19 protein-coding genes, 2 tRNA genes and 1 riboswitch are annotated in these 19,989 nt (G+C 68.2%); of the genes, 16 read left to right on the top strand and 5 right to left on the bottom strand.

Annotated elements, in window-relative coordinates:
- Positions 1-26: 26 nt before the first annotated feature.
- Entirely contained in the window at positions 27-1,490 is a 1,464-nt protein-coding gene (locus KXS11_RS06905) for a sugar porter family MFS transporter (RefSeq protein ID WP_437384809.1), read from the bottom strand.
- A gap of 150 nt (positions 1,491-1,640) precedes the next feature.
- Here KXS11_RS06905 and ligA point away from each other — a divergent pair, with 150 nt between their 5' ends.
- Positions 1,641-3,935, top strand: a complete 2,295-nt coding sequence (ligA, locus tag KXS11_RS06900; protein WP_437384808.1) for an NAD-dependent DNA ligase LigA — start codon at positions 1,641-1,643, stop codon at positions 3,933-3,935.
- A 7-nt stretch (positions 3,936-3,942) separates the two neighbouring features.
- On the opposite strand, the gene KXS11_RS06895 is transcribed toward ligA, so the two are convergent.
- Complete coding sequence (locus KXS11_RS06895) at positions 3,943-5,664, bottom strand: long-chain-fatty-acid--CoA ligase (protein ID WP_437384807.1); 1,722 nt, start codon at positions 5,662-5,664, stop codon at positions 3,943-3,945.
- A 91-nt stretch (positions 5,665-5,755) separates the two neighbouring features.
- On the opposite strand from KXS11_RS06895, the gene gatC reads away from it, so the two are divergent.
- The 4 genes from gatC (at position 5,756) to KXS11_RS06875 (ending at position 9,776) form a co-directional block, all read left to right on the top strand.
- Complete coding sequence (gene gatC / locus KXS11_RS06890; protein WP_437384806.1) at positions 5,756-6,055, top strand: Asp-tRNA(Asn)/Glu-tRNA(Gln) amidotransferase subunit GatC; 300 nt, start codon at positions 5,756-5,758, stop codon at positions 6,053-6,055.
- Positions 6,052-7,563, top strand: a complete 1,512-nt coding sequence (gene gatA, locus KXS11_RS06885; RefSeq protein ID WP_437384805.1) for an Asp-tRNA(Asn)/Glu-tRNA(Gln) amidotransferase subunit GatA — start codon at positions 6,052-6,054, stop codon at positions 7,561-7,563. The genes gatC and gatA overlap by 4 nt, the downstream gene beginning before the upstream one ends.
- 2 nt (positions 7,564-7,565) lie before the next feature.
- Positions 7,566-9,065 carry an Asp-tRNA(Asn)/Glu-tRNA(Gln) amidotransferase subunit GatB gene (gene gatB, locus KXS11_RS06880; protein WP_437384804.1) on the top strand — a complete coding sequence of 500 codons (1,500 nt, stop codon included), beginning with the start codon at positions 7,566-7,568 and terminating at the stop codon, positions 9,063-9,065.
- Between the two features lie 114 nt (positions 9,066-9,179).
- The gene (locus KXS11_RS06875; RefSeq protein ID WP_437384803.1) at positions 9,180-9,776 is read left to right on the top strand and encodes a hypothetical protein; all 597 of its coding nucleotides are present in this window, start codon (positions 9,180-9,182) and stop codon (positions 9,774-9,776) included.
- On the opposite strand, the gene KXS11_RS06870 is transcribed toward KXS11_RS06875, so the two are convergent.
- The gene (locus tag KXS11_RS06870; RefSeq protein ID WP_437384802.1) at positions 9,757-11,058 is read right to left on the bottom strand and encodes an acyltransferase family protein; all 1,302 of its coding nucleotides are present in this window, start codon (positions 11,056-11,058) and stop codon (positions 9,757-9,759) included. The two genes, KXS11_RS06875 and KXS11_RS06870, sit on opposite strands and share 20 nt — an antisense overlap.
- A gap of 81 nt (positions 11,059-11,139) precedes the next feature.
- Here KXS11_RS06870 and dinB point away from each other — a divergent pair, with 81 nt between their 5' ends.
- The 6 genes from dinB (at position 11,140) to KXS11_RS06840 (ending at position 16,454) form a co-directional block, all read left to right on the top strand.
- On the top strand, positions 11,140-12,438 hold the full coding sequence (gene dinB / locus KXS11_RS06865; RefSeq protein ID WP_437384801.1) for a DNA polymerase IV: 1,299 nt from the start codon (positions 11,140-11,142) through the stop codon (positions 12,436-12,438).
- Positions 12,439-12,447: 9 nt separating this feature from the next.
- Positions 12,448-12,777 (top strand): hypothetical protein, encoded by a 330-nt coding sequence (locus KXS11_RS06860; RefSeq protein WP_437384800.1) that lies wholly within the window; start codon positions 12,448-12,450, stop codon positions 12,775-12,777.
- Positions 12,778-12,829: 52 nt separating this feature from the next.
- Positions 12,830-12,938, top strand: a riboswitch (TPP riboswitch).
- Between the two features lie 36 nt (positions 12,939-12,974).
- Positions 12,975-13,604: an ECF transporter S component gene (locus KXS11_RS06855; RefSeq protein ID WP_437384799.1), complete on the top strand. Its 630-nt coding sequence runs from the start codon at positions 12,975-12,977 to the stop codon at positions 13,602-13,604.
- Entirely contained in the window at positions 13,601-15,088 is a 1,488-nt protein-coding gene (locus KXS11_RS06850; protein WP_437384870.1) for an ABC transporter ATP-binding protein, read from the top strand. The genes KXS11_RS06855 and KXS11_RS06850 overlap by 4 nt, the downstream gene beginning before the upstream one ends.
- Positions 15,085-15,885, top strand: a complete 801-nt coding sequence (locus KXS11_RS06845) for an energy-coupling factor transporter transmembrane component T family protein (protein ID WP_437384798.1) — start codon at positions 15,085-15,087, stop codon at positions 15,883-15,885. The genes KXS11_RS06850 and KXS11_RS06845 overlap by 4 nt, the downstream gene beginning before the upstream one ends.
- On the top strand, positions 15,882-16,454 hold the full coding sequence (locus tag KXS11_RS06840; protein WP_437384797.1) for a hypothetical protein: 573 nt from the start codon (positions 15,882-15,884) through the stop codon (positions 16,452-16,454). The genes KXS11_RS06845 and KXS11_RS06840 overlap by 4 nt, the downstream gene beginning before the upstream one ends.
- 184 nt (positions 16,455-16,638) lie before the next feature.
- Here the strand turns inward: KXS11_RS06840 and KXS11_RS06835 are convergent.
- Both KXS11_RS06835 and KXS11_RS06830 read right to left on the bottom strand, forming a co-directional pair.
- Positions 16,639-16,714: transfer RNA gene (locus KXS11_RS06835), tRNA-Arg, on the bottom strand.
- Between the two features lie 28 nt (positions 16,715-16,742).
- The gene (locus KXS11_RS06830) at positions 16,743-16,967 is read right to left on the bottom strand and encodes an SCO4848 family membrane protein (protein ID WP_437384796.1); all 225 of its coding nucleotides are present in this window, start codon (positions 16,965-16,967) and stop codon (positions 16,743-16,745) included.
- Between the two features lie 52 nt (positions 16,968-17,019).
- On the opposite strand from KXS11_RS06830, the gene orn reads away from it, so the two are divergent.
- The 5 genes from orn to nadE all read left to right on the top strand — a co-directional run bounded on the left by orn (position 17,020) and on the right by nadE (position 19,933).
- On the top strand, positions 17,020-17,640 hold the full coding sequence (gene orn / locus KXS11_RS06825; RefSeq protein ID WP_437384795.1) for an oligoribonuclease: 621 nt from the start codon (positions 17,020-17,022) through the stop codon (positions 17,638-17,640).
- 50 nt (positions 17,641-17,690) lie between these two features.
- Positions 17,691-17,766: transfer RNA gene (locus KXS11_RS06820), tRNA-His, on the top strand.
- Between the two features lie 82 nt (positions 17,767-17,848).
- A complete protein-coding gene (locus KXS11_RS06815) occupies positions 17,849-18,199 on the top strand; it encodes a metallopeptidase family protein (protein WP_437384794.1) in 351 nt (116 codons plus the stop codon).
- Between the two features lie 38 nt (positions 18,200-18,237).
- Positions 18,238-19,011, top strand: coding sequence for an SDR family oxidoreductase (locus tag KXS11_RS06810; protein ID WP_437384793.1), 774 nt, complete (start codon positions 18,238-18,240; stop codon positions 19,009-19,011).
- A 100-nt stretch (positions 19,012-19,111) separates the two neighbouring features.
- A complete protein-coding gene (gene nadE / locus KXS11_RS06805) occupies positions 19,112-19,933 on the top strand; it encodes an ammonia-dependent NAD(+) synthetase (RefSeq protein WP_437384792.1) in 822 nt (273 codons plus the stop codon).
- Positions 19,934-19,989 lie beyond the last annotated feature (56 nt).

The following is a 19,989-nucleotide window of genomic DNA, read 5'->3' as shown; positions in this document are numbered from 1 at the left end:
GTGGGGCGTTCTCAACGTCGTCCGGATCAGGCGGTGGCGCGCTTCTTCGGCTTCTTCACGAACAGCGTCTCCGCCTCCTCCAGGGTGAGGCCGTTCGTCTCCGGGATCTTGGTCAGCACGAACACGAAGGAGAGCAGCGCGAAGAGCGCGTACATGCCGTACGTGACGGGCAGCGAGAACGCCGCGAGGGCCGGGAAGCTCACGGTGATGAGGAAGTTCGCGATCCACTGTGCCATGGCGGCGACCCCGAGGGCCTTCGCCCGCAGACGGTTCGGGAAGATCTCGCCGAGCAGCACCCACACGAGCGGGCCCCACGATGCGCCGAACGCGACGACGAAGACGTTGGCGGCGATGAGCGCGATCGTGCCCCAGGGCTGCGGCAGGGCGACATCGCCGGCTGCGTTCGTCGTCGACTGGGTGAACGCGATCGCCATCGTCCCGAGAGACACGGCCATACCGATCGAGCCGGTGAGCAGGATGGGACGACGTCCGACGCGGTCGACGAGGAGGATCGCGACGATCGTCACGGCGACGTTCGTGACCGAGGTGATGACGGAGATGAGCAGCGAGTTCGACTCGTCGAAGCCCACCGCCTTCCACAGCGTCGTCGAGTAGTAGAAGATCACGTTGATGCCGACGAACTGCTGGAAGATCGACAGGATGATGCCGATCCAGACGATGGGGAGCAGGCCGAACCGGCCGCCCCACAGGGACGCCTTCTTCTGTTCCTTGTCATCCTTCACCGCCTGCTCGGCGAGTTTCACGGCACGGTCGACCTCGGCCTGGGGCCACACGGTCGCGAAGATCCGGCGGGCCTCGTCGGCTTTGCCCTGACGGACGAGGAAGCGTGGCGACTCCGGCAGCTTCAGGGCGAGGAGACCGTAGACGACTGCGGGGACGGCGCACGCGATGAACATCCAGCGCCATGCTTCCACTCCGAACCACAGGGGGTTCGAGGCGCCGCCGGCAGCGCCGGCCAGGATCGAGTCGGACAGGAGGGCGGCGAAGATACCCAGGGTGATCGCGAGCTGCTGCAGCGAGGCGAGGCGTCCTCGGATCGCGCTGGGGGCGATCTCGGCGATGTACGCCGGTGCGACGACCGAGGCGATACCGATACCGAGGCCACCGACGACGCGCCAGATCACGAGGTCCCAGGGGGAGAAGGCGAACCCTGCGCCGAACGACGACACGAAGAAGAGACCAGCGCCCAGCAGCATGGTGAAGATGCGCCCGCGACTGTCAGCGATGCGTCCGGCGAGATACGCGCCGAGAGCACAGCCGAGGAGGGCCGAGGCGACCGCGAAGCCGATGAGTGCGTCGCTCAGGGCGAAGTGCTCCTGCATCGCATCGACCGCGCCGTTGACGACCGAGGAGTCGAATCCGAACAGGAACCCGCCGACCGCTGCTGCGATCGAGATGCCGACGACCCTGGCCGTCAACTGCTTGCTCGTGGGGGCGGTCGCCGTTCCCGGGCTGCTGGACTGGGACATCACTTCTCCGATTCCGCGCAGAACACTCCTGCGGCACTGCGCCACCCTACTCCCCGTGCGAGGGGTGTCGGACCCCGTTGCGCGGATCTGGGAATGCGTGCCGACAGTCGACTCCCTGCGCGTGTCGGAGGGCACTCGTAGACTGTCGTCGTGACAGACGGCACCCAACAGACGCTCCAGCAGGCTTCCGCCGAGGCAGAGGAACTCACCTCCCGGATCCTGGAACTCCGCGACGCATACTACGAGCGCGACGAGGTCGTCGCATCGGACGCCGAGTACGACGCGATGATCCACCGCCTCGAAGAACTCGAGCGGCTCTTCCCCGAGCTGCAGAGCCAGGACAGCCCGACGCAGACCGTGGGCGGCCGCGCCGAGACGACGCTCTTCGCACCGGTGACCCACCTCGAGCGGATGCTCAGCCTCGACAACGTCTTCTCGGTCGAGGAGTTCCTCGCCTGGGCTGCCAAGGTCGAGCGAGACGCAGGCAGGTCCGTGCAGTATCTGTGCGAGCTGAAGATCGACGGGCTCGCGATCAACCTGCGCTACGAGCGCGGCCGCCTCGTGAGCGCCGCCACCCGGGGCGACGGGGTCGTCGGTGAGGACGTCACCGAGAACGTGCGCTTCATCCGGTCCATCCCCGACCGCCTGACGAGTGAGGACCCGGAGGTCGTCTTCCCCGAGGTCGTCGAGGTCCGTGGCGAGATCTTCTTCCCGGTCGAGTCGTTCCGCGAACTCAACGCCAAGCAGGCCGCCGCCGGCGAGCGCGTCTTCGCGAACCCTCGGAACGCTGCGAGCGGGTCGTTGCGTCAGAAGGCGGAGAGCAAGAACCCGGCGCAGCTCGCACTCATGCACGACCGCTTGGAACGGCTCCAGATGCTCGTGCACGGCATCGGCGCGTGGGAGCGCCCACCCGTCGCCCGCCAGTCGCAGGTGTACGAGCTCTTGAACAGCTGGGGCCTCCCCACGTCGACGCACTACCAGGTCCATGACGAGGCCACCGGCGCGGCCGAGTTCATCGAGTACTTCGGTGCGCACCGCGACAGCGTCGAGCACGAGATCGACGGCGTCGTCGTCAAGGTCGACGATCTGGCCCTGCACGGCGAACTCGGCGCGACGAGCCGTGCACCGCGCTGGGCGATCGCGTACAAGTACCCGCCCGAGCAGGTCAACACCAAGCTCCTCGACATCGTGGTGAGCGTGGGGCGCACGGGGCGTGCGACGCCGTTCGCCGTGATGGAGAAGGTGTTGGTCGCCGGCAGCGAGGTCCGGCAGGCCACGCTCCACAACCAGGACGTCGTCAAGGCGAAGGGAGTGCTCATCGGCGACACCGTCGTCCTCCGGAAGGCCGGTGATGTCATCCCAGAGGTCCTCGGGCCGGTTGTGGAGCTCAGAGACGGTTCTGAGCGGGAGTTCGTGATGCCGACGGACTGCCCCGAGTGCGGCACGCCGCTTGCTCCTGCGAAGGAGGGCGACATCGACCTCCGATGCCCGAATGCGAAGAGCTGCCCGGCTCAGGTGCGCGGCCGCGTCGAGCACATCGGCTCCCGCGGTGCCCTCGACGTGGAGGCGCTCGGCGAGGTCGCGGCTGCCGCACTCACCCAGCCGCTCGAGCCCGCAGAGCCTCCGCTCGTCACTGAAGCCGGTCTGTTCTCCCTGACGATGGCCGACCTCTTCCCGGTCACCGTCGTCGTCCGCGACTCCGAGACCGGGCTGCCGAAACTCACCGACGACGGTTCCGAGAAGACCGTGACGCCGTTCCGTCGCCGACGAGCGAAGAAGGACGGTCCGTTCGATCCTGCGGCGGCGGAGTTCAGCGGCGACGAGTTCACCGTCCCGTCGAAGAACGCCGTCGAGCTGCTCGCGAACCTCGAGGCGGCGAAGACGAAACCACTCGCGCGTCTGCTGGTCTCGCTCAACATCCGGCATGTCGGGCCGGTGGCGGCTCGCTCACTCGCGGAGTACTTCGGCTCCCTCGACGCGATCCGCGGGGCGAGTCGCGATGAGCTGGCCGAGGTCGACGGCGTCGGCGGGATCATCGCAGACGCTCTGCTCGCGTGGTTCGAGATCGACTGGCACCGCGACATCGTCGACGAGTGGACCGCGGCCGGCGTGCAGTGGACGACACCGGGCCACCCTGGTCCCGGGGCAGCGGTCGCCGCTGGCGGAGTGCTGTCCGGACTCACGGTCGTCGCGACGGGGTCACTCGAGGGCTATACGCGTGAGGGCGCGCAAGAGGCCATCATCCAGGCAGGCGGCAAGTCGGGATCGAGCGTCTCGAAGAAGACCGACTTCGTGGCCGCGGGCCCGGGCGCCGGGTCCAAGCTCACGAAGGCCGAAGCTCTCGGCGTCCGCATCATCGACGCGGCGCAGTTCGCGATCCTGGTCACCGAAGGGCCGGAGGCGCTCGGCGAAGCGACGTCCGACGACTCGGGAACGGCCCAATAGCGCCGGCTCAGCCCTCGTCGGCCGCGAGGAGTGAGTCGCGCACCTGGCGGCGGAGCACCTTCCCGATGAGCGACTTCGGCAGCTCGTCGACGACGACGATCCGCCGCGGCACCTTGTACGGGGTGAGGATCCCCCTGGCCCACGCGCGCAGCGCCTCCGGGTCGACCGTCTCGCCGGGTGCAGCGATGACGGCCGCGACGACCTGCTCGCCCGAGTGCGCATCGGGTAGCCCCACGACCGCGGCGTCTGCAATGGAGGCGTGCCCGCGGAGTACCTGCTCGACCTCGCTCGGAGCGACGTTGAAGCCGCCGGTGATGATCAGCTCCTTGATCCGATCGACGACCGTCATGAAGCCCTCGTCGTCGATCGACACGATGTCGCCGGTGCGGAACCAGCCGCCGGGCAGCAGCACTGCCGCGGTCTCCTCAGGCTTGTTGTAGTAGCCCTGGAACACCTGGGGGCCGCGGACGAGCAGTTCGCCCGACTCGCCCGCCGGTCGGTCGACGGCGGGGTCTTCGGGGTCGACGACGCGCACCTCGGTGCTCGGGAGCGGGAGACCGATCGTGCCGGGCTTCCGGTTGGCCGCGACCGGGTTCGCCGAGATGACGGGGGAGCACTCCGAGAGGCCGTAGCCCTCCACGAGGAATCCACCGGATGCCGCTTCGAACGGCACGACGAGGTCGTGCGGCAGCGGCATCGCCCCGGAGATCGCGATCTCCGTGCCTGCGAGTGAGATCCCGCGTTCGATCGCTGCCGCGAGGAGACGGTCGGCGATCGGCGGCACGGCGGGCAGGAACGTCGGTGGGCGCTTGCGCATGACCTTCAGCACCAGGTCCGGGTCGAACTTGGGGAAGAGCACGAGCCGTGCGCCCATGCTCATCGCGAAGGTGAGACAGAGTGTGAGGCCGTAGGCATGGAACATCGGCAGCACGGCGTACACGACCGCCGCGCCACGCGTGACCGTCGGGACCCATGCCCTCGACTGCGCGGCATTGGCGAGCAGGTTCCTGTGAGTGAGGGCCGCGCCCTTCGGTGCGCCAGTGGTGCCGCTCGTGTACTGGATGAGCGCAAGGGAGTCCGTCGCGGGCTTCGGGTGGGACGCTGGCAATGAGCCCGAGTCCAACAGCTGCTCCCAGCGGACGGTCCCACTGACCGGGCCGGTGAGTTGGGCGCGCGATGCCCGAGCCTTCGGGATGGGCAGCCGGAGGGCGGCACGCATCGTGAACGGCATCGCGCGCGTGACGTCGATGGTCACGAGCGAGTGCACGGCCAGATCGGCCGGGAAGTCCTGCAGGTGGGGCGCGACCTTGTCCCAGACGATCGCGAACTTCGCGCGGTGGTCCTCGAACTGGTGGCGCAGCTCCTGCGGCGTGTAGAGCGGATTGTGCTCGATGACGACGGCACCGAGACGGAGCACGGCGTAGAACGCGACGATGTGCTGCGGGCAGTTCGGCAGCATGAGCGCGACCGGATCACCGGAGCGGACGCCGAGGGCACGGAGTCCGGCTGCTGCCCGCGAGACGAGCGCGTCGAGGTCTGCGTAGCTGGTGGTCGCGCCGAAGAACTCGAGAGCCACCGCGTCCGGATAGCTGGCGGCGGACGCCTCGACGAGGTCGCCCAGACAACCGGTCTGCTCGGGGATGTCGTCGGGGACGTCGGCGGCGTAACTCGCCAGCCACGGACGTTCGTGCGGTGGACGGGGACGGCTGCCGGAGTCGTTCTGAGTCACGCTCCCACTGTAGGGGCGCACCGGCGCAGGATGAGTACGCCGCTGGCGAATAGACTGGAGCGACCGCCACCGCTACACGTACGGGAGACGCATGTCGGAAATCACCACCGAGCAGGTCGCGCATCTCGCGAACCTGGCTCGTATCGCCCTGAGCCAGGACGAGATCGCCCACCTCACCACTGAACTCGACTCGATCGTCGACAACATCGCGAAGGTGCAGCAGGTCGCAACGCCTGACGTCCCTGCGACGAGTCACCCGATCCCGCTGGAGAACGTGTACCGCGACGACGTCGTCGGCAACACGCTGACCCTCGAGCAGGCGCTGCAGAACGCGCCGGAGTCGGCCGACGGCCGTTTCAAGGTCTCCGCGATCCTGGGGGAGGAGCAGTGAGCGAACTGATCGGTCTCACCGCTGCTGAACTGTCCAGCAAGCTGCGGTCCGGCGAGGTCTCGAGTGTCGAGGCCACCCAGGCGCACCTCGACCGCATTGCGCAGGTCGACGGAGACGTCCACGCCTTCCTCCATGTCTCCGACCATGCCCTCGACGTCGCAGCCGACATCGACGCCCGTCGTGCCGCCGGTGAGACGCTCGGCGAGCTCGCCGGTGTCCCGCTCGCCATCAAGGACGTCCTCGTCACGACGGACATGCCGTCGACCTCGGGCAGCAAGATCCTCGAGGGCTACCTGTCGCCGTTCGACGCGACCGTCGTCGCCCGATCACGTGCCGCGGGCCTCGTCCCGCTCGGCAAGACCAACATGGACGAGTTCGCGATGGGTTCGAGCACGGAGCACTCCGCGTACGGCCCCACCCACAACCCGTGGGACCTCGACCGCATCCCCGGCGGTTCGGGGGGAGGCTCCGCTGCTGCCGTCGCCGCGTTCGAAGCACCGATCGCGCTCGGCAGCGACACCGGTGGTTCCATCCGTCAGCCCGCGCACGTGACGGGCACGGTCGGCGTGAAGCCCACCTACGGCGCAGTCAGTCGGTACGGCGCGATCGCGCTCGCCTCCTCGCTCGACCAGGTCGGTCCGGTCAGCCGGACCGTGCTCGACTCCGGGCTGCTGCACGACGTCATCGCCGGCCATGACGCCTTCGACTCCACCTCGCTCCGCGACGTCTGGCCGTCCATGGCCGAGGCCGCCCGCGAGGGCGCCCGTGGCGATGTCCTCCGCGGCCTGCGCGTCGGCGTGGTCAAGGAGCTGAACGGCGAGGGCTTCCAGTCCGGTGTCCGCAGCCGCTTCCAGGAGGCGCTCTCCGTCCTCGAGGCGAACGGTGCGGAGATCGTCGAGGTCTCGGCTCCGAACTTCGAGTACGCCGTCGCCGCCTACTACCTCATCCTGCCCGCCGAGGCGTCGAGCAACCTCGCGAAGTTCGACTCCGTCCGCTTCGGCCTGCGAGTCACGCCTGAGGGCGGTGGCACGGTCGAGCAGGTCATGTCTGCGACCCGTGAGGCCGGCTTCGGTCCCGAGGTCAAGCGCCGCATCATCCTGGGCACCTACGCGCTCAGCGCCGGCTACTACGACGCCTACTACGGCAGCGCGCAGAAGGTCCGCACACTCATTCAGCGGGACTTCGCCGCAGCGTTCGACCAGGTCGACGTCCTCGTCAGCCCGAGCGCCCCCACGACGGCGTTCAAGCTGGGCGAACGCATCGACGACCCGCTGGCGATGTACCTCAACGACGTCACCACCATCCCGGCGAACCTCGCCGGTGTCCCCGGGATCAGCGTGCCGATCGGCCTCGCCCCGGAGGACGGTCTGCCCGTCGGCATCCAGTTCATGGCGCCAGCACGAGAGGACGCGCGACTCTACCGGGTCGGCGCGGCACTCGAGGCGCTCCTCGAATCGACATGGGGGCACACCCTCATCTCGCAGGCACCCGCTCTCGGAGGTCGGTAACCATGGCCAAGGACAAGCTCCTCTCCTATGAAGAGGCCCTCGAACTGTACGAGCCGGTGCTCGGGTTCGAGGTCCACGTGGAACTCAACACCAAGACCAAGATGTTCTCCTCAGCGCCGAACGGTTTCGGCGACGCCCCGAACACGAACATCTCGCCGGTGTGTCTCGGACTCCCGGGTTCGCTCCCGGTCGTCAACGAGCAGGCCGTGCGGTACTCGATCAGCCTCGGCCTCGCGCTCGGCTGTTCGATCGCGCCGTCGAGCCGTTTCGCCCGGAAGAACTACTTCTACCCGGACCTCGCGAAGAACTACCAGATCTCCCAGTTCGACGAACCGATCGCCTTCGAGGGCTCGGTCGACGTCGAGCTCGCCGACGGCACCATCGTCACGGTGCCGATCGAGCGCGCGCACATGGAGGAGGACGCCGGCAAGCTCACGCACATCGGTGGATCCACCGGTCGTATCCAGGGTGCGGAGTACTCGCTCGTCGACTACAACCGCGCCGGCGTGCCCCTCGTCGAGATCGTCACGAAGCCGATCTACGGCACCGAGCACCGTGCTCCCGAGATCGCGAAGGCCTATGTCTCCGCGATCCGCGACATCGTCGTGGCCCTCGGCATCTCGGACGCCAAGATGGAGCGGGGCAACCTCCGCTGCGACGCGAACATCTCGCTCCGACCACGCGGCCAGGAGAAGCTCGGCACCCGCACTGAGACCAAGAACGTCAACTCGCTCCGCTCGGTGGAGCGTGCGGTCCGGTACGAGATCCAGCGTCAGGCGGCGATCCTCAAGGCCGGCGGTTCGATCACTCAGGAGACCCGGCACTGGCACGAGGACACCGGCGCGACCTCGGCCGGTCGGCCGAAGAGCGACGCCGACGACTACCGGTACTTCCCGGAGCCGGACCTGCTCCCCGTGGTCCCGTCGCCCGAGCTGATCGAGGAGCTGCGTGCAGCGCTCCCTGAGCAGCCCGCGGTGCGTCGACGTCGACTGAAGGCCGAGTGGGGCTTCACCGACCTGGAGTTCCAGGACGTCCTGAACGGAGGGCTCCTCACCGAGCTCACCGAGACGGTCGCTGCCGGTGCGTCTCCTGCCGCCGCCCGGAAGTGGTGGACCGGCGAGATCTCCCGGATCGCGAACCAGCGCGAGGTGGAGGCGACGACCCTGGTCTCGCCGGAGCACGTCGCGGCTTTGGCCGCGCTCGTGGACGACGGCACGCTCAACGACAAGCTGGCGCGCCAGGTCCTCGAGGGCGTCATCGACGGCGAAGGCACTCCGCAGGAGGTCATCGATGCTCGTGGACTGGCGCTCGTCTCCGACGACGGCCCGCTCATCGCGGCGATCGACGAGGCCCTTGCCGCACAGCCCGACGTGCTCGAGAAGATCCGGGACGGCAAGGTGCAGGCTGCCGGCGCCGTCATCGGTGCGGTCATGAAGGCGATGCGTGGACAGGCTGACGCAGCGCGCGTGCGCGAGCTCGTGCTGGAGCGTGCGGCACAGTAGTACAGAACCGACCTCCGGGCCCGGCGCTGCAGTCCTCGACTGCGGTGACGGGCCCGTGCCGTTCTGCGCCACGAGCCCCTGGATTCTGCGCCGGTGCGGGCATACACTTCGGCCATGCTCGTCGAGGGCACCATACGCTGGCAGGTCACGGAAGACGCTCCGCTCGTCCTGATGCTGGCGCTCGCCTTCCGACGGATGGCCGGGCTCGGCGAACAGTGCGTGCGGCAGCTGCCGCCAGTCTGCCCCGACCTTGGGCCGACGGATGTGTCGGGCATCGACCTCGCGCTGCTCGCGACGCAATTCGACGGGTGGTGGGCAGGAATCGCGCGACGTGACACCAGACCGTTCGTCGCCGAGGTGCACCCACCGCATTTCGAGGCGTTCGACCGCGCGCTCGAACTACAGGAGTTCGCCTATCGGGCCTATGACGAAGCCCACCACTGGGCGGTGCTTCGCGTGCAGGAGTACGAGCGGGCGCTCGCCGCGCGCGCACCGAGTCGACTGACCGACGTGTACGAGCTCATCCGGGAGCGGCAGTTCGAGCTCCGGCGCCAGTCGAGCTCGTTCCGGCTCGACCTCGAGGTCCTCCCGATCAGCGAGCGGGGTGCGTGGGTGGTCGCTCCGGACACGATCGTCGTCAGCGAGTCACTCCGCGACGATCATGACGCATTCCGCGAATGGCTGCGCCCACTCATCCACGGGCTGGTGTGACCGCCTGCGGGGGACGCAGGGACGGCGCGAGCAGGACCACGGCGACGATCGATCCCAGCGCGCCGGCGGCGGCGAGCCCGGCGTTGAGATGGTGGGAGATCTCGGTGAACGGCATGGCGAAGGCGCAGAGGACGGCGATCCAGATGGCCCCGGCGGGCGGGCGTCGATCTGGCGCGAGGAACAGTCGTCGTGGATGCTCGAAACGACCGACTGCCGCGCCGATCCCGGCCAGGAGCACGGCGACGACGAGCAGGAGCAGCGGGCGGGTCCACCACCATGCCGCACTCATCGGCTCCGCGAAGGGGATGCCGAGCACGAGCTGCGCGCCGGCCACGAGGATGATGAGCGGCAGATGCCAGAGGTACACCGTCATGAGCCTGGAACCGATGAGGAACACGACGGCGCGGGGGATCCGCGCCCGCATGATCGCCGTGAGGAGCGGGTGGAGCAGCACCAGGAGGGCGAGCTGGCCGACTCCGAGGACGACGAGGGGGAGCGTCGGCGGGTTGAGGTTTCCGAGCATGCTCGTCGAGTAGGGCAGCCAGGAGGTGAGCGGAACCAGGGCGCCGTACGAGAGCAGCGCGATCAGGACGAGTACTGGCCGCGGGACGTTTCGTAGCCGGCCGTCCGCGAGGAGGAACCCGAACTGCTGGAGCAATGGCCACACGAAGAGCAGGTTGAACAGGCCGATCCCTTCGAGCCCGGTCAGATACCTGATGGTGTCGACGACGACGACGCCACCCAAGAGGATCAGGCACGTGACGGTCGGTCGACGCTCGTGCCACCGGGCGAGGAACGGCGCGACCGCCTGACACACCAGGTAGGCGGCGAGGAACCACAGTGGAGAGCCCACGCCGGCGGCGACAGCGTCGACGATTCCGCTGTCGAGCCCGAGCCGGCCCGCGACCCCCAGGGCGATCGCGAGGAAGAACAGCACCGGGATGGTGGGGAGCGCGAGACGGAAGGTGCGCGAGCGGAGGAAGTCCGCCACGCCGCCGCCGCGGCGGACGGTGCTCCGCCAGCCGGTGATCGTCGCGAAGCCGCCGACGATGAAGAACAGCGGCATGATCTGGCCGAACCATGTGGCGTGGTCGAACCAGGGCTGCTGCTCGAGGGCGCGGGAGATGCCGATCGTGCCGTCGGCCTCGACGGCGACGGCGACCATGAGCAGGTGGATGACGACGACGGCGGCCACGCACGCCACCCGGACCAGGTCGAGCGCGAGATCGCGCCCGGAGAGGTCGATCGGCGTCTTCGTTCCGGTCGTGGGTGAGCTGCTCATCGTCGGCCAGCCTAGCGTCGTCGCGCGGGTCACCCGCGGGCTTGTGGAGAACGTGTCGGAGGCTCCTGCGACAATGGGGTCATGAGTCGGCAGGACGGAGCATCACGCCGGGTGTCGGCCGACGACGCCGACGACAGCGCGACGCCGATCCTGCACGTCGACATGGACGCGTTCTTCGTCTCCGTCGAGCTCCTCGAGCGGCCTGAGCTCCGCGGCCTGCCGATCATCGTGGGTCACCAGGAGGGTCGATCGGTCGTCACGTCCGCGAGTTATGAGGCGCGGCGCTACGGGGTCCGAGCGGCCATGCCGGTCTCTCAGGCCATGCGCCTGTGCCCGAGCGCTGTCGTCCTGCCGCCGCACCACGACCGCTATCGCGAGTACTCGGACCGCGTCATGGAGGTCTTCGAGTCGGTGACGCCGTTGGTGGAGCCGCTCAGCATCGATGAGGCGTTCCTCGACGTCTCGGGCGCGGTGCGCCTGCTCGGTCGGCCGCGTACGATCGCCGCGCTCGTCAAACGTCGCGTGTTCGAAGCCACCAGCCTCCCGTGTTCGGTGGGGGTCGCCTCGACCAAGTACGTCGCGAAACTCGCCTCCGGCATGTCAAAGCCCGACGGGCTTCTCGTCGTGCCGGCCCACGAGACTCTCGACTTCCTCCACCCGCTGCCGGTCGGTGCCCTCTGGGGTGTGGGCGGGCGCACGGAGGAGCAGCTCACGAATCGCGGTATCCGGACGATCGGCCAGCTCGCCGCGACGCCGCTGGCGGCGATTCAACGCGCGGTCGGCGAGGCCTCCGGCCGTCGGCTCCTCGAACTCGCGAACGGTGTCGACCCCCGTGGGATCGAGCTCACGCGTCGGGAGAAGAGCATCAGCCACGAGATGACCTTCGCCGTCGACGTGGCCGATGCGACAGTGGTCAAGCGCGAAATCCTGAACCTCGCGGGTCTCGTCGCGATCAGGCTGCGCAAGGGCGGGTTCGCTGGCCGGACCATCGCCATCCGTGTCCGGTACGCGGACTTCTCCACCGTCACCCGCTCGCGGACCCTCGGCGAGGCGACGAACGTGGGGCGACGGGTCTACGACGAGGCCGCCTCACTGTTCGACGAGCTCGATCGCAACGGGCGACTCGTCCGTCTCATCGGCGTCAAAGTCGACCAGCTCGTCGACGCCGACACCGCTGGCGCAGCACTCTGGGATCCTGATGAGGAGTGGCGGGAGGCCGAACAGACGATCGACCGTGTCGCGAGCCGGTTCGGTGATCTGGCCATCGCCCCCGCCTCGTTGCTCGGTACACCCCGGCGTCGCGGACTCGGCAGCCGCGGTGACTCCCAGGCAGCTGGGAGCCCTGATCAACCCCTTGGACCACCGGACCCACAGCGGTAGCGTGGTCGCATGACGAATCTCGTGGAGAAGCTGGCCGAACAGGCGAAGGGGCTCGGCGTCGCCGCAGCCTATGGGGAGCAGCAGGATGTCGACGGCACGAAGCTCGTGCCCGTCGCACTGACGTACTACGGCTTCGGTGGGGGTTCCGAGGGCGACGGAGACGACGCCCCGAGCGGCGGTGGCGGGGGCGGCGTGTCCATTCCCGTCGGGGCATACGTGAAGACGAGCGACGGCCTTCGATTCGACCCCAACCTCATTTCGCTCATCGCCGTCGCCATCCCGTTCATCTGGGTCAGCGGCAAGGCGCTCGCAGGCATCATCAAGGCGCTCAAGAAGTAGTCGGCGTCGGACGAGACCCCTGACGCGCGAGGCTGACGCGCAGGGGTTAGACTCGTGCCATCACGGGAGTCCGGTGAACCGGGCTGAGAGGAAGGTATTCACCTTCGACCGTCGAACCTGATCTGGATCATGCCAGCGCAGGGAGACCATTTCTCGCTATCCCGTGCTCTTTTCCGTCTACAGGAAGGGCACGTATCGTGTCAGCATCGACCGCATCTCCGTCCATCGAACGCGCAGTGGCGCGAACCCTCCGCTGGAGGGTGGTCGACATCGTCGTGGTCGCCGTCCTCGGCGTCGCGACGGGCCTGATCTTCTGGGCCTGGAACACCCTCGGCTCACTCTGGTATGCCGGCGCGAGTGCCGTCACCCCCGGTTTCGGCGGCATCGCCGTCGGCATCTGGCTGATCGGTGGCGTGCTCGGTGGGCTCATCATCCGGAAGCCCGGTGCCGCGCTCCTCGTCGAGACCATCGGCGCGATCGTGTCCGCGCTCATCGGCAACGTGTGGGGTATCGGAACCGTGTACTCGGGACTCGCGCAGGGGCTCGGAGCCGAACTGATCTTCGCGCTGTTCGCCTACAAGCGCTTCGGGCTCGTCCCGGCCATCCTCGCGGGCGCCGGCGCTGGTGCCGGCGCGTGGCTCCTCGAGCTCTTCATCTCGGGCAACCTCGAGAAGGGCGTCGAGTTCAACGCGATCTACCTCGGTTCCCTGCTCGTGTCCGGTGCGATCCTCGCCGGCGTCGTCGGCTGGGCCCTGGTGAAGGCGCTCGCTTCCACTGGAGCACTCAGCCGGTTCGCGTCCGGACGGGACTCGCGGCGCGAGGTCTGACCGTGACGACGAACAGGTCGGCGCAGCCTGCCAGGGTCCTCGTCGAGGACTGGGGTTGGCGGCACGCCGGCCGGAAGGCCTGGGCTGTCAGCGACCTCGACCTCGTCATCGAGCCAGGGGAGCGAGTGCTGCTCCTCGGCGCCTCCGGCGCTGGCAAGTCGACGTTCATCCACGCGCTTGCCGGAGTGCTCGGAGGGGCGGACGAGGGAGAGACCCGCGGATCCCTGCTCGTCGACGGGGTCGTTCCTGAGCGAGCTCGTGGTCGGATCGGCCTCGTGCTGCAGGACCCTGACTCCCAGGTCATCCTGTCGAAGGTGGGGGACGACGTCGCCTTCGGCTGCGAGAATCTCGGTGTGCCCCGCGACGAGATCTGGCGGCGGGTGCACACGGCACTCGATGCCGTCGGTCTCGACCTCCCGCTGCATCATCCGACCTCGGCGCTGTCGGGCGGCCAGAAGCAGCGTCTCGCCCTCGCCGGGGTACTCGCGATGCAGCCCTCGCTCGTCTTGCTCGACGAGCCGACGGCCAACCTCGACCCCGAAGGGATCGTCGAAGTGAGGAAGGCGGTCGAGCGCCTCGTGCAGCAGGGATCGTCCACGCTCGTCGTCATCGAGCACCGAGTCGAGGTCTGGCGAGACCTGATGACCCGCGTCATCGTGCTCGATGCGGCCGGCGGGGTGCTCGCAGACGGCACGCCCGACCAGGTGCTCGACGACGTGGGGGAGCGGCTCGCCGCTGCTGGTGTGTGGGTGCCGGGCGTGCCGCTCGAGCTGCCTGGGCGCCGTGCCCCGGCGGTGCGGGAGTCGATCCTGACGACGGACGACCTGTCGATCGGGCGCCATCGCGCCGACCCGGTGCAGACCGGGCTCGAGCTGACCGTCCCGGCCGGAGCGGCGACGGTCGTCGTCGGACCGAACGGTGCAGGGAAGTCGACGCTGGCGCTCACGCTTGCGGGTCTTCTCCCGGAACTCGCGGGGACGGTGGCGGCGTCACCGACGCTCGCTGGTTCCCTGGGCCCACGCCCGCTGCGATGGAAGTCGACGCAGCTGCTCACCCGTATCGGAACCGTGTTCCAGGATCCCGAGCATCAGTTCGTCGCGTCGACCGTGCGGGCGGAGCTCGCCGTCGCGCTGCAAGCGCTTCGATGGTCCCGCCTGCAGATCGACGAGCGGGTCGAGGAGATCCTCGATGCGCTCGGTCTGGCCGCTCTGGCAGAGGCGAATCCGTTCAGCCTGTCTGGCGGTCAGAAACGTCGCCTGTCGGTCGCGACGGTCCTCACCGCGCGGCCCGCGGTGATGGTGCTCGACGAGCCGACCTTCGGCCAGGACCGCCGGACCTGGCTCTCACTCGTCGGGCTGCTGCAGTCCGAGCTGGAGCGCGGGGCGACGATCGTGTCGGTCACCCACGACGCCGGCGTCATCGAGCATCTCGGTGACCACCGGATCGAGCTCGCGGTACCGGCACGGGAGGTGCGGGCAGCATGACGACCTTCGCCCCGCCCTCCGTCGAGCAGAGCGCGCCGCCAGCGGCACCGCTCGACCGGGTGAACCCCGTGACGAAGGTCGTCGCGGTCCTCATCCTGTCGATCCCGCTCCTGCTGACGATCGACTGGGTGAGCGCGAGTGTCGCCGTGCTGCTCGAGGCCGCGCTGTTCCCGCTCGCAGGACTCCGCCTCGTCGCCTTCCTCAAACGCGCCGCGCCGGTGCTGATCTTCGCCCCGATCGGCGGTGTCAGCATGCTCCTGTATGCGAAGCCCGGCGGTGCCGAGTACTGGTCGCTCGGCTTCATGCAGGTCACCGACAACTCGATCCAGCTTGCCGTGGCCGTGACGATCCGTGTGCTGGCGCTCGGTCTGCCGACGATCCTGCTGTTCGCGCGCGTGGATCCGACGGATCTGGCAGACGGCCTCTCGCAGATCGCGAAGCTCCCGTCGAGGTTCGTGCTCGGGATCCTCGCGGGCGCGCGCATGCTGGGCTTGTTCATCGAGGACTGGCGCAGCATGGCGCTCGCTCGCCGTGCGAGAGGGCTCGGCGATCGTGGCGTGCTGCGACGGTTCGCCTCGATGGCGTTCGTGCTGCTCGTGTTCGCGATCCGCCGTGGCAGCAAGCTGGCGACGGCGATGGAGGCGCGTGGGTTCGGTTCGCCGATCACGCGGACCTGGGCGAGGCCCTCCCGATTGGGGTGGATCGACGCGGTGGCACTCGCCGCTACGATCGCGATCATGGGCATCGCACTGACCGCAGCCGTCGTCGCCGGCACGTTCCGATTCGTGGGCCAATGACCGTCGCGCCACCCGTGTTGCTCATCGACGGGCGCTCGGGTACGGGGAAGACCACGCTGGCGTCGCGGGTCGCCTCTTCGTTGGTCGCCAGCACCGTCATCCACATGGACGACCTGTATCCGGGGTGGGACGGCCTCGACGAAGGTGCGCGGCTGCTCGTCGAGTGGATCCTGCAGCCGTTCGTGGAGCGTCGGACAGGGGAGTGGCGACGTTGGGATTGGGACCGTTCCGCGCGTGCCGAAGGGCATGTCGTGCCGTGCGATCGACCGATCATCGTCGAGGGCTGCGGGGCGTCGTCGATCGCCTCGCGGTTCCGAGCGGACCACGCGCTGTGGATGGAGGCACCGGAACCCCTCCGCGAGGAACGGCTCCTGGGTCGGGGTGACGGGGTCGACTGGCTGCCGGGCTGGACGGTGCAGGAGGACGCGTTCCTCGCCCGTGAGCAGCCGAGGCTCGGCGCGGACCTCATCGTCGACGCGACGGCGCCGGTGGACGATGTCGCGGAGACTGTGCTCGCCTCGCTCGAGCACGGAGCCGACTCCGGTCACTGGCTGCCGTGGCTGTCGTGAAGGGTCGGCGAGGCGGCTGGTGCGTCGGGTGGTGGGTTGGTGTGCCCCCGGCAGGATTCGAACCTGCGACCAAGGGATGTGAAGGGTCCGCGTGGTGGGTTGGTGGTGCCCCCGGCAGGATTCGAACCTGCGACCAAGAGATGTGAAGGGTCCGCGAGACGGCTGGTGCGTCGGGAGGTGGTTGTGGTGCCCCCGGCAGGATTCGAACCTGCGACCAAGAGATTAGAAGGCTCCTGCTCTATCCCCTGAGCTACGGAGGCGGGCGTCGTCCAGGATACCGTAGCCGCGTCAGGCGCCGACGCCGACGAGCCCGAGGATGCCGAACACGAGCGAGACCGCTGCGAGCACGAGGGCGATCGTGATGAGGATCACGTGCACCCGCAGGAACGTTGTGGCCTTGCCCTGTTCGTCGCGTGCGCGAGGGTCGGCGATGATGCGCTTGAGGAAGCGCGGCCAGACGACGACGTTGTAGATGCCGTTGATGAGCAGGAGGACGGAGACTGCGGTGATCACCTCAGCAGTCTAGGGAATCGGGTGGGTCGGCGGTGCTGGGTAGACTCGGGGCATGAGCGCAGCTGGGGACCGTCTGGTCTGGATCGATTGTGAAATGACCGGACTCGAACTGGAGGTGGACGAACTCGTCGAGATCGCCGTCGTCGTCACCGACTTCGACCTCAACATCCTCGACCCCGGGTTCTCCGTGGTCATCAAGCCGGACCAGTCGGCGCTCGACAACATGGGCGAGTTCGTCACGAACATGCACACGACGTCGGGGCTCCTCGAGGAGATCCCGAACGGCATCAGTGTCGCGGACGCCGAGTTCCAGGTCATCGAGTACATCCAGCGCTTCGTCCCCGACGAGTCGAAGGCGCCACTCGCCGGGAACACGATCGGAACCGACCGTGCGTTCCTCGCACGGTACATGCCGCGCCTCGACGCACATCTGCACTATCGCAACGTCGACGTCTCCTCCATCAAGGAACTGGCTCGTCGGTGGTATCCGCGCGTGTACTTCAATGCGCCGTCCAAGCACGGTGGTCACCGCGCCCTTGCAGACATCCTCGAGTCCATCCGTGAGCTCGCTTACTACCGCGGGGCGGTGTTCGTCGGCCTTCCCGGCCCCACCTCGGACGACGCCAAACAGGTTTCAGAGGCTGTCGTGTCACGGTACGCCCCAAACATGTAATAGACTCATCCAGTCGCTTGTGATGCGGGTTCCGCAGAACAGGTCACATGGTGGGTATAGCTCAGTTGGCAGAGCGCCTGGTTGTGGTCCAGGAGGTCGCGGGTTCAAGCCCCGTTACTCACCCCAAGTCGTACAGAAGCCGGAGAAACCCTCCGGCTTCTGTCGTATCCGCAGTCGTTTCGGCAACGTCGTGATCCGGAGGAAGCCCATGCTCGATCTCGACGCCGAGGCGTTCGAAGAACTGGTCGTCGGTGAACTCGACCTCCTCCCGGACGAGATGGTCGACGGACTCGACAACGTCGTGTTCGTGGTCGAGGACCGCCCTGAGAACGGCAGCCTCGACACCCTCGGGCTGTACGACGGCACCGCCCTGACCGAGCGAGACCGGTATGGATTCGGGGAGATGCCGGACCGCATCATCGTGTATCGCGAGCCGCACCTCGCAGCGTGCGACACACTCGATGACCTGAAGGACGAGATCCACACGACACTGGTGCATGAGATCGGCCATTTCTACGGCATCGACGACGAGCGCCTGCACGAGCTCGGCTGGGCCTGAGCCGGTCAACGGGTGCACTGATGAACGAGGAGACAGCCATGACCGATCCGTCGTCGACGCCGATCAGCAAGATCGCCGTCGCCGGCGGGAGTGGCACGGTCGGCCGACATGTCGTCGACGTCGCACGCGCGGCAGGGTTCGATGCGATCGTGCTGTCTCGCTCGTCGGGTGTCGATCTCACGACGGGAGTCGGACTCCAGGCCGCGCTCGATGGCGTGGATGTCGTCATCGACGTCACCTCGGTCCAGACCCAGTCGGCGGAGCGGTCTCGGGCGTTCTTCAGCGCCGTCACGACGCGGCTCCACCGTGCGGAACAGGGCTCCGGTGTCGGGCACCACGTGGCCCTCGGCATCGTGGGGAGCACTGACGCCCCCTTCGGTTACTACGCCGGGAAGGCGGAGCAGGAGTCCCTGGTCGAGGGTGGCACGGTGCCGTGGACCATCCTCAGGGCGACCCAGTTCCATGAGTTCGCGCAGCAGATGTACCGGCAGATCGCGGTCGGCCCGATCAGCCTCGTGCCGAGGATGTTCTCACAGCCGGTCGCTGCCCGGGAGGTCGCCGAGCGGCTCGTCGAGCTCGCGCAGGCCGGACCAGCCGGAAGGGTCCCCGATCTCGCCGGCCCGGAGCGCTTGCGCATGCGGGACATGGTGCGGAGCTATGCGGCCGCGGTCGGTGGCCGAGGTGCCGTCGTCGAGGTCCCGCTCCCCGGCGGCTTCGGACGGGCGCTCCGGGACGGCACCATCCTTGCCGGCGACGACGCCGATCACGGTGTGCAGTCGTATGCGGAGTGGGTCGCGGCGATTCGCCGCTGACGACGGCGAACCGATCACCGGTCGCGTCGCCGGTGTTACCAGCGTGTTGCGATCGGTCCGTCACGCTGAGGAGTGCGATCTGAACGAGTAGCCTTGGTCCATGCGCGAGACCCAGGCCCGCATCATCGCGGAACTCCACGTCAGTCCATCGATCGACCCGGCGGAGGAGATCCGCTCGCGGATCGACTTCCTGAAGTCGTACCTCCGAGCGACCCACACGAAGGGCTTCGTGCTCGGGATCAGCGGCGGCCAGGATTCGTCGCTCGCCGGTCGCCTGTGCCAGCTCGCTGCCGAGGAAGTCCGTGCCGACGGCGGCGAAGCGACGTTCGTGGCGGTGCGCCTGCCGTACGCCGTACAGCACGACGAGGACGACGCACAGTTGGCGCTCTCGTTCATCACCCCCGACGAGTCGGTCGTCTTCAACATCCAACGCGCTGTCGACGGTTTCGAAGCCGAGTACGCCGACGCGACCGGTGCGCCGCTCAGCGACTTCGTCAAAGGCAACGCGAAGGCTCGCGCCCGGATGGTCGCGCAATACGCGATCGCCGGACAGCAGGGTCTCCTCGTCGTCGGGACCGATCACGCCGCAGAGGCGGTGACCGGCTTCTTCACGAAGTTCGGCGACGGCGGCGCGGACGTCCTCCCGCTCAGCGGGCTGACGAAGCGCCAGGGACGTGCGCTCCTGGAGGCCCTCGACGCCCCGGAACGCCTGTACCTGAAGGCCCCGACCGCGGACCTGCTGGACGGCAACCCGGGTCAGACGGACGAGGCCAACCTCGGATTGAGCTACACCCAGATCGACGACTTCCTGGAGGGCAAGGACGTCGAAGCATCGGTCGCCGAGGCGATTGAGGCGCGATATCTCGCGACCGAGCACAAGCGACAGGTGCCGGTGAGCAAGTTCGACACCTGGTGGCAGTAGTCGCGAACCGGTAAAGACAGAACGGCGGCCCGATCGTGAGACCGGGCCGCCGTTCT

This window comes from Plantibacter flavus (assembly GCF_051487245.1).
GTDB classification, from domain to species: domain Bacteria; phylum Actinomycetota; class Actinomycetes; order Actinomycetales; family Microbacteriaceae; genus Plantibacter; species Plantibacter flavus_B.
The sequence above is the reverse complement of the archived record's forward strand: the minus strand, read 5'-3'. Positions and strand labels throughout refer to the sequence as shown.

Coding starts and splice junctions, on each gene's coding strand:
- KXS11_RS06905 (WP_437384809.1), bottom strand. CDS start 1,490: ATGTCCCAGTCCAGCAGCCCGGGAACGGCGACCGCCCCCACGAGCAAG.
- gatC (WP_437384806.1), top strand. CDS start 5,756: ATGTCGGAAATCACCACCGAGCAGGTCGCGCATCTCGCGAACCTGGCT.
- gatB (WP_437384804.1), top strand. CDS start 7,566: ATGGCCAAGGACAAGCTCCTCTCCTATGAAGAGGCCCTCGAACTGTAC.
- KXS11_RS06875 (WP_437384803.1), top strand. CDS start 9,180: ATGCTCGTCGAGGGCACCATACGCTGGCAGGTCACGGAAGACGCTCCG.
- KXS11_RS06870 (WP_437384802.1), bottom strand. CDS start 11,058: ATGAGCAGCTCACCCACGACCGGAACGAAGACGCCGATCGACCTCTCC.
- dinB (WP_437384801.1), top strand. CDS start 11,140: ATGAGTCGGCAGGACGGAGCATCACGCCGGGTGTCGGCCGACGACGCC.
- KXS11_RS06860 (WP_437384800.1), top strand. CDS start 12,448: ATGACGAATCTCGTGGAGAAGCTGGCCGAACAGGCGAAGGGGCTCGGC.
- KXS11_RS06845 (WP_437384798.1), top strand. CDS start 15,085: ATGACGACCTTCGCCCCGCCCTCCGTCGAGCAGAGCGCGCCGCCAGCG.
- KXS11_RS06840 (WP_437384797.1), top strand. CDS start 15,882: ATGACCGTCGCGCCACCCGTGTTGCTCATCGACGGGCGCTCGGGTACG.
- orn (WP_437384795.1), top strand. CDS start 17,020: ATGAGCGCAGCTGGGGACCGTCTGGTCTGGATCGATTGTGAAATGACC.
- KXS11_RS06815 (WP_437384794.1), top strand. CDS start 17,849: ATGCTCGATCTCGACGCCGAGGCGTTCGAAGAACTGGTCGTCGGTGAA.
- KXS11_RS06810 (WP_437384793.1), top strand. CDS start 18,238: ATGACCGATCCGTCGTCGACGCCGATCAGCAAGATCGCCGTCGCCGGC.
- nadE (WP_437384792.1), top strand. CDS start 19,112: ATGCGCGAGACCCAGGCCCGCATCATCGCGGAACTCCACGTCAGTCCA.